Source organism: Novosphingobium sp. PhB55, assembly GCF_004368805.1.
Taxonomy (GTDB): domain Bacteria; phylum Pseudomonadota; class Alphaproteobacteria; order Sphingomonadales; family Sphingomonadaceae; genus Novosphingobium.
On record NZ_SODQ01000002.1, the window covers coordinates 1 to 14,392 of the forward strand.

The following is a 14,392-nucleotide window of genomic DNA, read 5'->3' on the forward strand; positions in this document are numbered from 1 at the left end:
CCGTGTGGTCCGCTGCGGTGAGAGGCCCTCTAAGTGCCACCCGTGATTCGGTCAAACACTAATTTCAAAAAAACGACATACTCGCCAAAAACCACGGCCCGCCGCCGCTTTCCAATAGCCGCCGCCTTCCTGCTGCCTGAAGAGGTGCAGCCGGAGGCGAATCCTGGACCGGGGTGCCCAAGCTATATCCAACCCTTGCCGAAAGGCCTTAGAACGGCCCCTCAGGAAGGAGGTCTGCGGAAGTGGCTATCGACGATGAGGACATCAGCGGCGAGGACATCGTGCCGCTGCTCCATAGGCCAAACAGCCAGGCCCTGATCGAGGCACTGCTCCATGGCACTTTCTACCTGGACGACCCGGATGACACGGCCACGATCCTCCGCGTGGATCCCCATACACGCGCGGTGCAGCTTCGCCTTGCCTCGGGCCGAACACGCAGCGTGCCCCTCGCCTCCGGATATGTGCTGATCACGCCCGCGCTGGCCGCTACGATCGCGGAGCTGCGCACGCCCGCCGACGCGGCGCGCGACAAGGCCGAGCGCGCGCTCATCGCATTCGGCTTTCGCGCCCGTGTCGAGGAAGACGATCGCCTGCCCCTGCTGGCGGCGGTAGAGGCCGCGCAGGCCTACCGCTTGCCCTGGCGAGAGGACCGCTTCGAAGGCCTTCGCCTGGCGCGCAAGTACGGTACCCCGCGTGAGGAGGCCAGACTTGCCGCCGCTTGGCTGGAAGGGGCGGGCGATCCACCTCCCGGCGACCTGGTTATCGCGCTGGTATCGGCCTTGCGGGAGTCGGGCCGGTCGGTGGAGGCTATCCCCCATACCGAGTTGGTGACGCGCAAGGCGAGCGGCCTCGACAAGGACGAGATGCGCATCCTCCTGATCCAGCGCGGCAACCTCTGGCTCGACCGCTACGAACTGGGCCGCGACGCGGAACTGCTCGAACGCGCCCGGCAATGCGCGAGGCGAAGCTGGGCCATCGAGCCGAGCGAACAGGGCAGCGCGCTTTACAACCGCATTCGCAAGCTGGAGGACTGACACGCCCCAGCGCTCCCGGAACCGGCCGCCTTCAGATCGGCAGTTCCGTCGTGGCCTTGATCTCCGAGAGCGCGACGATCGAGTTGAGTTCCTGCACCCCCGGCAACTGGGAGAGCTTCTCGAAAAAGAACTTCTCGTAAGCCTCGATGTCGGCAGCGACGACGCGGATCAGGAAGTCGATCGAGCCCATCAGCACATAACAGTCCAGCACCTCGGGAAATTCGCGAATCTTGGCCGAGAATTCGTCCAGGTTCGCGCGGCCATGGGCATTGAGCTTCACTTGCGCAAAGACATGCGCGTCCAGCCCCACTTTCTTGCGATCTACCAGGGCGACCCGGCGCTTGATGAAGCCTTCGCGTTCCAGCCGGTCGATGCGGCGCCAGCACGGAGAGGATGACAGACCCACCCGTTCCGCGATCTGGGCCGTGGTCTGACTCGCGTCGCGCTGGAGTTCGCGGAGAATCTTCCGCTCGTAGGGATCAAGATCGGTCATTTCTTCCCCATATCAGCATTTATGAGGTCAGTCTTGCTCTCAATCAGCCCGATCGGCCCGGAATGAGGAGAGAATGCCCTCGGCGGAACTGTCATAAGGCAGGCGGCAATCACGCCATCCTGACTGGAGTTCGAAAATGGTCGCCCGCGCCAGCCGCATGACGCCGCCGATGGAATATGTCCGTCTCTACGACGAAGCAGCCGGTCTCGACGGGGTGATCGCCATTCACTCGACCGCACGCGGCCCGGCCGCCGGCGGATGCCGCTTCTGGACTTACCCCGACGAAAGCGCCGCCATGGCCGATGCCGTGCGTCTGGCCGAAGGGATGAGCTACAAGAACGCCATGGCCGAACTGCCCTTCGGCGGCGGCAAGGCGGTATTGCGCCGCCCGGCCGGCGATTTCGATCGCGCCGCTCTGTTCGAGGCTTTCGGCCAGGCCGTCGCGCGGCTTGAAGGTCGTTACGTGACGGCCGAGGACGTGGGCACTTCCGTGGCCGACATGGAAGCGGTCGCCCGTTATACCGACCATGTCGCGGGCCGCACCGCCCTGCCCGGCCGCGCCGGCGGCGATCCCTCGCCCTGGACGGCGCTGGGCGTGTTCGAAGCGATGCGGGCGGCCGTCGCGCTTCGGTCCGGCAGCGGGCTTTCGAGCATGACCGTCTCGGTGCTGGGCGTCGGCAATGTCGGCGCGCACTTGTGCGATCTGCTGGCCGAGGCCGGTGCCGAACTGATCGTGGCCGACATCGACCCCGCGCGCTGCGCACGCATGGCGGAACGCCATGGCGCCCGCGTGGTCCCCCTCCACGAGATCGCCGGGGTTGCGGCCGACGTTTTCGCCCCTTGCGCGCTCGGCGGCGCGCTCGATGAGGCCACGGTGGACGCGCTCAAGGCCCAGCTGGTCTGCGGCGCGGCCAACAACCAACTCGCCAGCGAGGACATGGCCGCGCGCCTGCTCGAACGCGGCGTGACTTACGTGCCCGACTATGTCGCCAATGCCGGCGGGATCATCAACGTGGCGGCCGAATACTTGCGCGAGAGCGCGGACGAAGTGCGCGAGCGCGTCCTCCAGATCGGCCCGCGCGTCGCCGCCGTTTTGGACGATGCCGCAAGGCAGGGCCTCGCCCCTTCGACCGTGGCCGATCGCACGGCGGAACGCCTGATGCAGGAACGCGTCGCCGAACCGGCCTGACAGCTTCCGGAAAATCCGTCGTCCCGGGTCTGACCCGGGACGACGTTCTCCCTATACGCTGTCGTCCGGGCCGATTTCAGCCAAACCCCCTTTAGCCCAGGCCCCCTTCAGCCCAAACAGGGCACTTCGAATTCGGTGGCGACGATCCGGTCCCGCCCGCTCACTTTGCTGAGGTAGAGCTGCTTGTCGGCCTCGGCGATCCAGCGTTCAGGTGAAGTGTCGCCCGTGCAGCGCGCGCTGGCGACGCCGACGCTGACCGTGACGCAAGGGCTGACGTTCGACGTTTCATGCGGGATCTGCAGGGCATTGATCTGCCGCCGGATCTCCTCCGCCACCTGCATCGCCGTAACCGGATCGGCGCCCGGCAGGATGCAGACGAATTCTTCACCGCCATAGCGCGCCGTCACCGCCGTCATCCGCCGCAGGGCGCGGTTGAGCGAAGCGGCAATCATGACGATGCAGCGATCCCCCGCGACATGGCCATATGTGTCGTTGAACTGCTTGAAGAAATCGATGTCCAGCATGATGACCGAGAGCCAGTCCCCGGTCCGGCACAACCGCACCCACTCGCCTTCCAGCGTCCGTTCCAGCTGGCGGCGGTTGCTGAGGCCGGTGAGCGCGTCGGTTACCGCCAGTTCGGCCAGCTTGTCGCGCAGGCGCTTCAGCTCGACATGGTTGCTTACCCGTGCGCGCAGGACGGCGGGCTGGATCGGCTTGGCCACATAGTCGATCGCGCCCAGCGACAGCCCGCGCATCTCGTCCTCGGCATCGCCGAGGCCGGTCATGAAGATCACCGGCACGTCCGCCATGACGGGATCCGTCTTGAGCTGGCGGCAGACCTCGAAACCGTCGAGGCCCGGCAGCATCACGTCGAGCAGGATCAGGTCGGGATCGACCGACCGCGCCGTCTCGATCGCTTCTTCGCCGGTGGTGGCGAAGCAGACGTCGTAGTCGTCTTCGAGCACGGCGTTCATGATCTCGATATTCGCCACATCGTCATCGACGACGAGAATGGTCGCTTTGGTCACGAAGGGATTCCTTGAGAGACGGGGCCTTCAGGGGCCGGGTTACCTTGCGGAGCGCCCGGCAATTCGTCCAGCAGAGCCAGGGCAGTGGCATAGTCCAGCCGCTGCAAAGCCTCGTGCAGAGGGTGAGCGGCGCGTTCGGCTTCAGTGAGGCCCATATCGCGCGCCAGCCGGTCGAAGGCGCCGCGTGCGCTCAGGCTGCGGCGCCGCAGCAGGGCGCGCAGATCCTCGCGCCCGTCGGCCAGGTTGCCGGTGCGCGCGGCACCGGGATCGACATCGGCGGTCGGTACGACGGGATTGATCGCGGGCGTTTCTGCCAGCGAGCGCGCCGCGGCGACGGCCCTGGCCAGTTCCGGTTCGAGCGCCGCCAGCGCGGCAGTGGCCGGTGCCAGATCGTGGCGCGCCAGCCAGTGTTCGACATCGGCGGCACAGGCCTGGAGCTCGCGCAGTTCCAGCGATCCCGCCACGCCCTTGAGGCTATGGGCCACGCGCCGGGCATCGGCAACTTGCCCCGCCGCGATCCGTTGCCGGATGTCCTGCGCGGCATGGGCGTAAGTTCCCGCGAAACTGACGATCAGCTTGCGGAGCAGAGACGCCTTGCCGTTCACGCGCTTCAGCGCCTCGGCAATGCCGAAGGGGCCGAGCCGGTCGGGCAGGTCGGTCATGGCCGCGCACGCTTTCGCGGTTTCTGCCGCGTCCGTTCCCACCGGCTTCTCCGCCACCACGCTCGCCGCAGGCGCGATGCCTTCGCGCGCGGGCTTCAGCCAGCGATTGAGCGTGCGGATCAGCTGAGCCGGATCGACCGGTTTTGCGACATGGTCGTTCATGCCCACGTCCAGGCAGCGTTGCCGCTCGGCATCGAAAGCATGGGCAGTGATGGCGATGACCGGCAGTTCCTCTGCGGGCCAGGTGCGGCGGATGACCGCCGTGGCCTCGATCCCGTCCATTTCCGGCATCTGCACGTCCATGAGCACGCCGGCATAGGCCCTGCCGTTCTGGGCCACCTTGTCGCAGGCAACCCGCCCGTTCTCGGCGCAATCCACGACAAGACCGGCATGAGTCAGCAGTTCGGTCGCGATTTCGCGGTTGATCTCGTTATCCTCGACCAGCAGCACCCGCAGGCCGCGCAGGCGGGGATCGACTTTGCCTTCCACTTCGGCGCCCACCGTCTCGACCGGGGGCGGCGCCAGGCTGGGACTGCCGCGGCGCCGATGCGGCGCGGTGCGGCCCGGGCCATGCTCGATGGCGGCTTCGGCATGGCCCGGGCCATGCTCGATGGCGGCTTCGGCAAAGAGCGAGGTGATGGTCTCCAGCAGGGCATGGGGCTCGATCGGCTTGGTCAGGAAGGCGGAGACTCCCGCCTCGCCCGCTTCGGCGGCCATTTCGTCCACGGAATACGCCGTGACGATCAGCGTCACCGGAGACGGCGCGCCGTGCTGCATGCGGCGAAGCTCGCGCACGGCCTCCATGCCGTCCATGCCGGGCATCTTCCAGTCGAGCAGGACGAGGTCGTAGGCCTGATCGCGCCCGGCTGCACTGCCGAAGGCGGAAACGGCTTCCTCGCCCGAAGCGACAAGGTCCACGCCCATGTCCCAGCCTTCGAAGATCTCCTCCACCAGATGCCGCGCCGCCGCGTTGTCATCGGCTGCGAGCACCCGCAGCCCGCGGATATGCGGCGCGGGAACGGCACCCTCCCCCAGCGCCTTGCGCGCGGCGAAGCGCATGCGGCAGGTGAAAGTGCTGCCCTGCCCGGGAGCGCTGTCCACGCGGATGTCGCCGCCCATCTGCTCCACGATCTGGCGGCAGATGGCCAGGCCCAGCCCGGTGCCGCCGAAGCGGCGGGTGGTGGAGTTGTCCCCTTGCGAGAAGGAGCGGAACAGGCTGGCCTGCTGCTCCGCGCTCATGCCGATGCCGTGGTCGCGCACCGAAAGCGTCACTTCCAGCGCCTGGTCCCCGGCTGAGAGCAAGTCGAGGCCGATGGTCACCGCGCCCCGGTCGGAGAACTTGACCGCATTGCTCAGCAGGTTGAGCACGACTTGCGAAAAGCGAAGTTCGTCTCCCACCACGCTGACAGGCAGGCGGTGATCGATCTGCGGCACGATCTGCACGCCCTTCGCCGCCGCCTCCACCGAGAGCAGCTGCACTTGCCCGGCAATCGCGGCGCGAAGGTCGAAAGGCCGTGCTTCCAGAGTGAGCTTGCCGGCCTCGTTCTTCGAATAGTCCAGAATGTCGTTGATCAGGCGCAGCAGGGATGCACCGGCACTGCTGATCCGCTCGACATAACCGCGCTGGCGCTCGTCCAGTTCGGTGCGCGATACCAGATGGCAGAAGCCCAGGATCGCGTTCATCGGCGTGCGGATCTCGTGGCTCATATTGGCCAGGAACATCGACTTGGCGCGGGTCGCCTCTTCGGCCTCGCGCGTGCGTTCCTCCAGCGCGGCGTTCTTGGCGACGATTTCCTCGCTCATGCGCGCGCTGCGATCGAAACTGGCGTGGAGCATGTTGTTCAGCCAGACCAGCACGCCGGTCTGGAAAGCGACGATCGTGGCATGGAGCGCCACCCGCTCAAGGTTGCCCGCGCCCGGGAACACCGCATAGGGCAGGAGATAGAGCAATACGACGTGATGCGCGGCGATGGCGGCCGCGGCCACCAGGATCGCTTCCCGGTCCAGCCAGGCGATCGTCAGCGCCAGCATCGCGAAGAAGTACATGTGCATGTCCATCTGCCACGGGTGCCCGCGCAGCAGGAACAACAGCATGGCCGGCTCCGCCATGAGCGCCACGGCCGAGAGATAGCGCGTGGCCGGCGCCGTGCCGAACCGCCGCCAGGTGACATGATAGGCGGCGGCGACGATCGCTGCCGCGATCCCGGCCCGCAGCGCCGACCAGCTCCCCGAAGTGCTCAGCGTCTGGGCGACAGCAGCCTGGATGAGGACATGACCCCAGAGCAGCGGGACCAGGATATGGCCGAACTGGTTGCGCAGCCGGTCTACGGCGGCGTTCACAGCACGGGCTCCAGGCTGGAATCGGTGCATCCGGCCGCGAGCGGCGCAGGCGCCACCAGCCAGGCGCCGGCCGCGCGGGCCCTGGCGGCAAAGGCAGGATCGGCCGAAGCGGCGAAGACCACGTTGGCGAAGTTTCCGGTGCGGACCAGCGTGCCGTCCATGCCGCGAACCAGTGCCACGGTCCGTCCCTGCGACCAGCCGGGCGGCGTTATCACCACGAACTTGTCGTCAGTGGCGTCGCTCCAGATCGAGGCCACGAGCAAGGCCAGCAGCCCCGCGCCCAGCAGAGAGAGGGCGGGCAACAGATCGCGGACTCGAAAAGCCTCGCCTTCCAACTTGAACGGCCGCGCCGTGTCATGGACATCCTGACTTCGCACTTCAACGTAGCTCGATCGCAAGTTTGTCCCCCCCGGGTCAAAGCGATAGCTTAAGCGCATCAGGTATTGTTTTCGTAAATGTTTCTCAAGTCGCCTTTGCCTATTCGCGATCAACCGAATGCTGCATTCGATTGTCGCACTCAAAGGAAACGATACTTTACCGTGTAGGAACGATTTCTCGGGGCCGGGGCGCGTCGACCGGAAGCGTCACAAGGGGGATGGCACTGCGAAAGGCGCGGTCGCGCGGCGCCGGGGGCGCAACCGATTCGGCGCCGACCTCGCGGTGGCTGGGCCGGTTTCGGCCCTGACGTTTGGCATCGTAGAGCGCGCGGTCCGCCACCCCGAACAGCGTCTCAAGGTCGATCGCGCCGGCCGACTGGGTCGCGCAGCCGATGCTGAGCGTACCGCCGTTCCCGCGTCCACCGCCGACGCTGGCAAAGCCGCGGCAGAGCGCCTTGGCCAAGCTCTGCGCCGCAAAGGAATCGGTGCGGGGCAGCAGGATGGCGAATTCATCGCCGCCCAGTCGCGCCCAGATCGCGTGCCCCGGCAAGGTGGAATTGAGGAAAACGCCCAAGGCCACCAGCAAGCGGTCGCCTTCGGGGTGGCCGTAACCATCGTTGATCGACTTGAAGTGATCGATATCCAGCAGGAGCAGCGCTGCCGGAGCGCCCTCCTCCTCCAGTGCCGCGCGGGCGCGCACGTCGAACCCGCGGCGGTTTAGCAGGCCGGTCAGCGGGTCGTGCTCGGCCAGGCGGACGATGCTGCGCTCGCGCCGACGCCGCAGCGCGCCGACGATCGACAGCGCCAGCGCCACTTCCATCATGATCCCCTCGAACAGCGAGACCGAGATCATCAGGCCGGTGTAGTGGAAGAGGTTGACGAAAGCGCCGGGGACGAAGGCCGTCAGCGTCTTGAACAAGTAGAACCCGCCGTGGGCCAGGAACGCGAACGCCAGAAGCGCGGAATCGGGATTGCGGTGCTGGCGCAGGCCGCCCAGCATGTGCCCCGATTTCAGCGAAAGCACGGCCACCAGCAAGGCGTTCATCATCGACAGCACTTGGGTGCGCGAGGCATCGTCGGGGATTGCCAGCATCAGCCCCCAGACCGGCAGCGTCAGGCACCAGCCCGGCGACACCCGGCGGCCGAGAAACGCGGCCGTGCCGTAGAGAAACGCCAGATGCGCCGTCACCAGCAGGCCGTTGGCCAGCCAGACCCCGGCGATGAAGAAGCCCGCTTCGCGCAGGGGGGTGATCGCGCAGCCCAGGACGATCGCGGCGAATCCGGCACTCCAGTAAGCCAGCGACCGTTCGCGCAGCAGGTGCCATTCGAACAGCAGGAACGCCGAAGCCACGAAGGCCACGGCATTCGTCATGAACAGCATTGTGCGCGGATCTATGGTCATGGGAACTTCGCGTCGGGAAGGATGGCGCTTGGTTAACGGTTGTTCGTAAACAAACCGTTCCACCGGCCGCATGAATCGTTTGCGGTGGTCGCTCCCTGGGCTCCGGCTCCGAAGATCTGCTTTTTCTCGACTTGCGCGGAGCGGCCGTGCGCAGCCGCTCCCTTCAACCTCGCATGCGGGCGCTTCGATCCTCAGGCCGTCACTTCACGCCCGATTTTGCGCGCTGGCGCAATTGCTCGGTCAGGTACTCCAGCAAGGGGCCTTCGAACTTCGGGTTGATGATCAGGAAGTGCCGGCGCCGGTCGTGTTCGTCGGGCAGGCGGCAAAGCACGCTTTCGCCGACCAGCCGGCGCACCAGCCGCAGCGCCGTGCTCATCGGCGCGCCGGAGGCGATGCAGGCGCTGGAAACGGAAACGCGCCGCCCCTCGATCTTGGCGAGCAGCAGGTCGAGCAGCATTTCCCAGGCCGGATCGCCGAACAATTCTCCGCCGCCGATCTCGCGGCGTTTCATTTCCTTGCGCAGGAGTTCGCGGATGAAGTCGGTAAGCTGTCCGGCCTCGGGGATTGCCGGGATTTCGGAAAGCGGAACCCTGACGACAGGCTCCGGCTCGCGCACCAGGTCTCCCGCACGGATCTGCGGCTGCGCGCCGGGATCGTCCATCAGCATCGCCAGCCGCTGCAGTTCCGTGCTGAGGCTGGACATCTTGCCGAGCAGCGATTCGCGCGCGTCGGGCGTCTGGCGCAGGCCCTTGATGCGCTGCAGGGCCTGGCGCAAGTCCGACTGGTTGATCGGCTTTTCCAGGAAATCCACCGCCGATGCCCGCATGGCGTCGATGGCGACATCCTTGCTGGCATAGCCCGTGGCCATAATGAACTGAAGGCGCAGGCCCCGCGCCTCGGCATTCTGGCCCAGGGCGTGAATCAGCGCGATGCCGTCCTGCCCGGGCATGTTGTAGTCGACGATGGCGATCGAGATCTCGTTGCTCTCGAACAGGGCCATGGCCTCTTCCGCGCTCGTGGCGACGATCGGGTCATAGCCCATGAGCCGCAGGCTGAAGGCGCATTCGCTGCCGAAATCCTCATCGTCGTCGACGATGAGAACCGGCTCGGGCCGCATCGTTTCATCGCCGACGGCATCCTCGTCCGCCGCCCCGTGGGGCTGGGCCGGGTTGAGCATGGCTCCTAGGCGGGACCGCCAGCTGGGATTCATTACGTTCATCGGCACATCCAACCTCGCCTGAGCGACGGTTGCCCCTTTCAGATTGACGGCAGAACCTGCTGAAGGCCCACGCAGAAGATGGCGACAGCCACGATCGCCCCCGAGTCGGGACGGCGCGCGGCGGTGCGGAATTGCTGTGCGCTTGCCAGTACGAGCAGCGTCATGGCTGTGATCGCGATCATGGTCAGTGCGCCGACCAGACCGAGCCAGGTAGCCCCGGCGGCAAGAAGCTTGATCTGGCTGCCCGTGAGCACCCTCAGCCCCATGCCCGCGCGCAGGGCGGCGACACTGCCGGCTACCAGTATCAGACACCCGGCGCCCGCCGCCATCGCCCAGGCAAGCGCGGGCGCGCCGCCTTTCAGCGCAGCGAAGCTGAGGCCGCCGATAGCGATAACAACATAGAGAAGATCAGGTGGCCTTCGCCCCTCCCAAGGCAAAATCACCGCCGGGAGAAGCAAGATTATCAGCAAGGCCAGATTGAAATAACTCAGACCAGCCATTCAATATCCCCCATTTGTCACGACGACGCTTGCTTCTACGTTCGACGATGGCAAGGGAACGAAGTTCCCGTATTTCATTATTGGACTGCCGCTCATGTCATAGCTGACTTTGACCTTGAACGCACCCACTCCATCCGATGAAGCGGTTATTACAGCGGACGTGCCGCTGCCGAGAATGCGGCCATAGCCATCGACAACCTGCTTCGCCCGCTTCTGCGCCAGATCGACGCGCTCGCTGGTGGAAAGCCCGGCAACGGCAGCCCGCGCCCCTTCGGCCGCAGCCTGCCGCACGCCGATCAGCGCACTGAAGTAGATCGAGTAGATGATGATCCCGAAGACCAGGGCCAGCAGCGCCGGAGCGAGAAAGACAAACTCCAGCGCCGCCATTCCGCGGTTGCATTTCAACAGATACAAAGCTGATCTGCGGAACTTCATCCGGCAACCTCAGAAGTTATTGATCATGTCCTGAAACGCGCCTGTAAGTCCGCTGCCAAATGCCGTGCCGATGCTGCTTATAGCGCCCACAACAATCGCTCCCAATACTGCATATTCTACGGCCGTCAGACCACGTTCGTCAGTCATCAGACGCGCGAAAAGCTTACGAATGGTATTCATGGCTCAATACTCCCCAATTCCTCCGATTAAATTTCCGCAACCGGTTGGAGGACTCCGGTGGCAGTCTTCATGAAAACTAAATCAAAACAGGCACTCCGCACCGCGCACCGGTCACCCAGACGGTCGCGTGTCCGAGCTGGATGCCCAGCACCGAAAGCAGGTTGTTCAGCAGGGGATCGACCACACCGCTGACAAGCCCGGCAACGGGCTGGACCACCCCATTGACCAGCGAGAGGCGAAGCTGCGTGTTGCAAGTGCCGAGGCACGTTCCCAGGGGCTTCACTTCCAGCCCCCCCTGATCGAGAAGACTGGTGGTCAGCGAGGTGACCGTGGCGCCCAGCGAGACATCGTTGCCGATCGTCACCGCCTTGCCCTGGAGCGATGGGCTGCCGACCGTGCCGGTCCCTCCCGGCCCGAATACGAGCGACGAGCTGGCGCCGGTCACCGGCTGCACCGCGGCGCGCGCCGTCACCTCCAGCAGGGGGATGAACAGTAGCTTCGAACTGATGATCGTCGCCGGGGTGATGTCACTGGCGGTCAGCGGCGGCATGACCTTTGTGAGTGCATTGGCCGGGGCGCTGCCGAGATAGACGTTCACCAGCCCGCTGTTGGCCTGGACGGTCACCTGGGTGTCGCGGCCCTGTTCGGTGCTGCCGGTACAGTCGATGGCCGAGACCTTGGCGCTGCTGGCGGCGACATCGACGATCAGGGGGACGTTGGCCTTGGCCAGGTCTCCGAGAACGGGGATCGGAATGTCGATGATCTTCAGGTTCACGCCCAGCCGGATCAGCGAAGTGCCCACGCTGGTCTCTCCGGCGGGGCCAAACGAAAAGCGCGGCATGGCATCGAAGCCGGAGACGCCCAGTTTGATGCTCGCCACGCTGTCCGGCAGTACCAGTCCGGTCAGGGTGGAAAGGTCGATCACGGCAGGGTTCGCCTGCGACGCGAAGGAGACGAGCTGGTAGGCGTTCATGCCGGCCCGCAGCGCGGGCTGCGCATCGGCCCCGCCCACCGGCATGTTCTTCCACACGCCCACCGAAAAGAGGCCGGAGAGCGGCACCCGGTAGCTGTTGGTCACCTGCCCGGCAAAGGCGGTCAGGCCGGCTCTGGTCTTCGCATCGGTGGTGGCGGCGGCCGCGGCGGTAGCGATGTCGCGAAGGCCGTAGCTGCCCTTTATCAGGTCTCCATAAGTCCCGGTGAAGCCCGTCCTGCCGGCCAACGCGTCGAAGAACAGGCCGGCATCGACATTGCCGTTCATCAAACCTTCGATGTCGGTGCTTGTCAGGCGCAACTGGATCCCCAGCAGCGCGCCGAGCAGGTTGTTGACGAGGGTGACGAGCGGGTTCGAGATCGTCAGCAGCCCCGAAGTCACACTCACCCCCGCCTCATCGATGCGGGCGGCGGAGGCGGTGGCGGTGAGGTCGGGGATCGGGCCGGCTTCGCCCAGGACGCCGGTGAGGAAACGGCGGCTTGCCTTGCTCGTGACCACCCGGACCGCATTGGCGAGGCCGTTGCCGGGGCAGCGCGCCATCGTCGGGTCGAAGCGCTGGTCGGTGGCCTGGCCGATGTCGGCGCAGTAGCGGCCGATCTGGACCGACTTGAGCACGGCGGGATCGTAGCCGTTGCGGGTCAGGTAGTCGCGCGCGCGGGCTTCGGCGCGGTAGGGGTCCATGGCGGCCGCCAGAGCCGCCGCCTCGGTGGCCGCGCGCAAGTCGCGGTTGCCCTGGTAGTAGAGCCCGACATCCAGAGCGAGCCCCGCCGCGCCCAGCAGCGAGACGCCCAGCACCGCCACCATCGGCCCGATCACGCCGCCCTCGTCGCCTTTCAGTTCGCGCAGGGGCCGCAGTCTGGGGAAGGGGCGGAGGCGGGCCACGGTCAGTTCTCCCGCGCCGCGATAGTGGGCGCTGCGACCGGGGCCGCCGGGATTGCGGAGGGTGAAGCCGAGGTGAGCAGAAGCGCGGCCTGTTCCGCGATCTGCGCGCGCAGCGTGGACCGGGCGGCGGCATCGCGGACGGTGGCGAGCAGCGCCTCGGCCTCGGCCCGGCGCCCGGCGACGGTCAGCGCCAGCGCGAGATTGTTGCGCACCACTTCGTTGCCCGGCGCCAGGTCCCGTGCGGCCTTGAGCGCTTCCACCGCCTGCCCCGCCTCTCCGCCGCGCAGAAGCGCGTAGCCGAGGGCATTGCTCGCCAGCGGATCGGCCGGGCTGACGCGCAGCGCGGTGCGATATTGCTCCGCCGCCGCCGGCCAGCGTCCTTGCGCGGCCAGGACATGGCCGCGCACGGCCTCGGCCTCGGCGCTGTGGTCCGAAGCGGCGATCTGCGCCAGGGCGGCCTGCGCCTGGTCGTTCTGGCCGAGGTCCAGCAGGCAATTGATCCGCAGGATGCGCGATTCCCGGTCACCGGGATATTGCCGGTCGAAATCATCGAGGAACGCGAGCGCGGCCCGCTGGCGGCCGTCCTTGCGGGCCTGCTGGATCAGCACGAGGTAGAGCTGGCGGGTCGAGCCGGACGCTTCCGCGCCAAGGGCTTCGGCGGCAAAGGCGCGGCCCGCCAGCGGGCGGGAAAGCAGGGCGGGAACGGGCGACAGGACCGCAGCGGCGAGCGCAAGCCCTGCCGGGGCCACGGGAAAGAGGCGGCGACGGATCATCACTTGACGCTCCCCAAAGTGTCGAGAATGGCGGCTACCGGCGGGCCTGCGAGAACGATGAACAGCGCCGGCATGAAGAACACGAGCATCAGGATCACCATACGCACGGTGATCGTGCCGATCGCCTCGCGGGCGCGGGCGACGCGGCGCTGGGAGAACTCGCGGATGAATTCGCGCAGCGCCGGGACCAGCTCCATGCCCTGGAACAGGGACTGCCGGAACACCGTGGCCAGTTCGCGCGCGCCGGTCACGGCCACGCGGGCGGCCCAGCGGTCGAACGCGAGCTGGTAGTCCTGCCCCCGGTCCAGATCCTCGACCAGCATGGCCACCAGCCGCGCGTGATGCGGCACGGCGACGCGCTCTTCGCGGGCGATGGCGCGGAAGCACTGGTCCAGCGAGACGCCGCTCTCCAGCATCATCAGCATGAGATCGAGCAGGAAGGGAAACTCGGCGGTGAGAATACGCTCGCGCGAGGCGGCCCGCATGCGCAGGGCGTACTTGGCGCCGATGTAGGTCAGGCCGGACAAGGCCAGCGTGGGGAACAGGGGGCGCAGCGGATTGCCGCTGGTGGCCAGGCAGGCGAGCATCGAGGCGAGCGCCACGGCGGCCGTCGCGGCCAGGCGGAGCCAGGCGAAGGCCTCCAGCGCGCCGGGCTCGAAATAGCCGGCCTTGCGCAGCTTCTGCTCCACTTCCTCGCGGTCCCGCCCGCGCACCACGAACACGCGGGGCAGCGGGAAGCGGGCAGCAGTGGAGGCGCCGCCGGCGCGGCCGGACTGCCCGTCTATGCGCTGGCGCAGGCGGGCGTCGGCATCGAGCATCCGCACGCCGAAAACCACCAGCACGAGGCTGCCCGCCGCCAGGGCGAAGAGGAGCATGGGGCCGAGCGC

At 66.8% G+C, this 14,392-nt stretch carries 14 protein-coding genes; 2 read left to right on the forward strand and 12 right to left on the reverse strand.

Features of this window, described 5'->3' with window-relative positions; genetic code table 11:
- Positions 1 to 242 precede the first annotated feature (242 nt).
- The gene (locus EDF57_RS04590) at positions 243 to 1,034 is read left to right on the forward strand and encodes a hypothetical protein (protein WP_134093281.1); all 792 of its coding nucleotides are present in this window, start codon (positions 243 to 245) and stop codon (positions 1,032 to 1,034) included.
- A gap of 31 nt (positions 1,035 to 1,065) precedes the next feature.
- On the opposite strand, the gene EDF57_RS04595 is transcribed toward EDF57_RS04590, so the two are convergent.
- Entirely contained in the window at positions 1,066 to 1,527 is a 462-nt protein-coding gene (locus tag EDF57_RS04595) for an Lrp/AsnC family transcriptional regulator (protein WP_132267842.1), read from the reverse strand.
- Between the two features lie 136 nt (positions 1,528 to 1,663).
- Between EDF57_RS04595 and EDF57_RS04600 the strand changes: the two genes are divergently transcribed.
- A complete protein-coding gene (locus EDF57_RS04600) occupies positions 1,664 to 2,716 on the forward strand; it encodes a Glu/Leu/Phe/Val dehydrogenase dimerization domain-containing protein (protein WP_134093282.1) in 1,053 nt (350 codons plus the stop codon).
- A 107-nt stretch (positions 2,717 to 2,823) separates the two neighbouring features.
- On the opposite strand, the gene EDF57_RS04605 is transcribed toward EDF57_RS04600, so the two are convergent.
- The 11 genes from EDF57_RS04605 to EDF57_RS04655 form a co-directional block, all read right to left on the reverse strand.
- Entirely contained in the window at positions 2,824 to 3,744 is a 921-nt protein-coding gene (locus EDF57_RS04605; protein WP_132267839.1) for a diguanylate cyclase, read from the reverse strand.
- A complete protein-coding gene (locus EDF57_RS04610; RefSeq protein ID WP_134093283.1) occupies positions 3,741 to 6,746 on the reverse strand; it encodes a hybrid sensor histidine kinase/response regulator in 3,006 nt (1,001 codons plus the stop codon). Before EDF57_RS04610 ends, EDF57_RS04605 begins: the two co-directional genes overlap by 4 nt.
- Positions 6,743 to 7,048 (reverse strand): hypothetical protein, encoded by a 306-nt coding sequence (locus tag EDF57_RS04615; protein WP_132267835.1) that lies wholly within the window; start codon positions 7,046 to 7,048, stop codon positions 6,743 to 6,745. Before EDF57_RS04615 ends, EDF57_RS04610 begins: the two co-directional genes overlap by 4 nt.
- Before the next feature lie 232 nt (positions 7,049 to 7,280).
- Positions 7,281 to 8,504, reverse strand: a complete 1,224-nt coding sequence (locus EDF57_RS04620; protein ID WP_243840875.1) for a GGDEF domain-containing protein — start codon at positions 8,502 to 8,504, stop codon at positions 7,281 to 7,283.
- A gap of 220 nt (positions 8,505 to 8,724) precedes the next feature.
- Entirely contained in the window at positions 8,725 to 9,744 is a 1,020-nt protein-coding gene (locus EDF57_RS04625) for a response regulator (RefSeq protein WP_243840876.1), read from the reverse strand.
- A gap of 38 nt (positions 9,745 to 9,782) precedes the next feature.
- A complete protein-coding gene (locus EDF57_RS04630) occupies positions 9,783 to 10,244 on the reverse strand; it encodes a hypothetical protein (protein WP_132267832.1) in 462 nt (153 codons plus the stop codon).
- On the reverse strand, positions 10,245 to 10,679 hold the full coding sequence (locus tag EDF57_RS04635) for a TadE/TadG family type IV pilus assembly protein (RefSeq protein WP_132267830.1): 435 nt from the start codon (positions 10,677 to 10,679) through the stop codon (positions 10,245 to 10,247).
- Positions 10,680 to 10,688: 9 nt separating this feature from the next.
- The gene (locus EDF57_RS04640) at positions 10,689 to 10,859 is read right to left on the reverse strand and encodes a Flp family type IVb pilin (protein ID WP_132267828.1); all 171 of its coding nucleotides are present in this window, start codon (positions 10,857 to 10,859) and stop codon (positions 10,689 to 10,691) included.
- Between the two features lie 76 nt (positions 10,860 to 10,935).
- Positions 10,936 to 12,732 (reverse strand): pilus assembly protein TadG-related protein, encoded by a 1,797-nt coding sequence (locus tag EDF57_RS04645; protein ID WP_243840877.1) that lies wholly within the window; start codon positions 12,730 to 12,732, stop codon positions 10,936 to 10,938.
- Positions 12,733 to 12,734: 2 nt separating this feature from the next.
- Positions 12,735 to 13,505: a tetratricopeptide repeat protein gene (locus tag EDF57_RS04650; protein WP_134093286.1), complete on the reverse strand. Its 771-nt coding sequence runs from the start codon at positions 13,503 to 13,505 to the stop codon at positions 12,735 to 12,737.
- On the reverse strand, positions 13,505 to 14,380 hold the full coding sequence (locus EDF57_RS04655; protein WP_134093692.1) for a type II secretion system F family protein: 876 nt from the start codon (positions 14,378 to 14,380) through the stop codon (positions 13,505 to 13,507). Before EDF57_RS04655 ends, EDF57_RS04650 begins: the two co-directional genes overlap by 1 nt.
- Between the last annotated feature and the right edge of the window lie 12 nt (positions 14,381 to 14,392).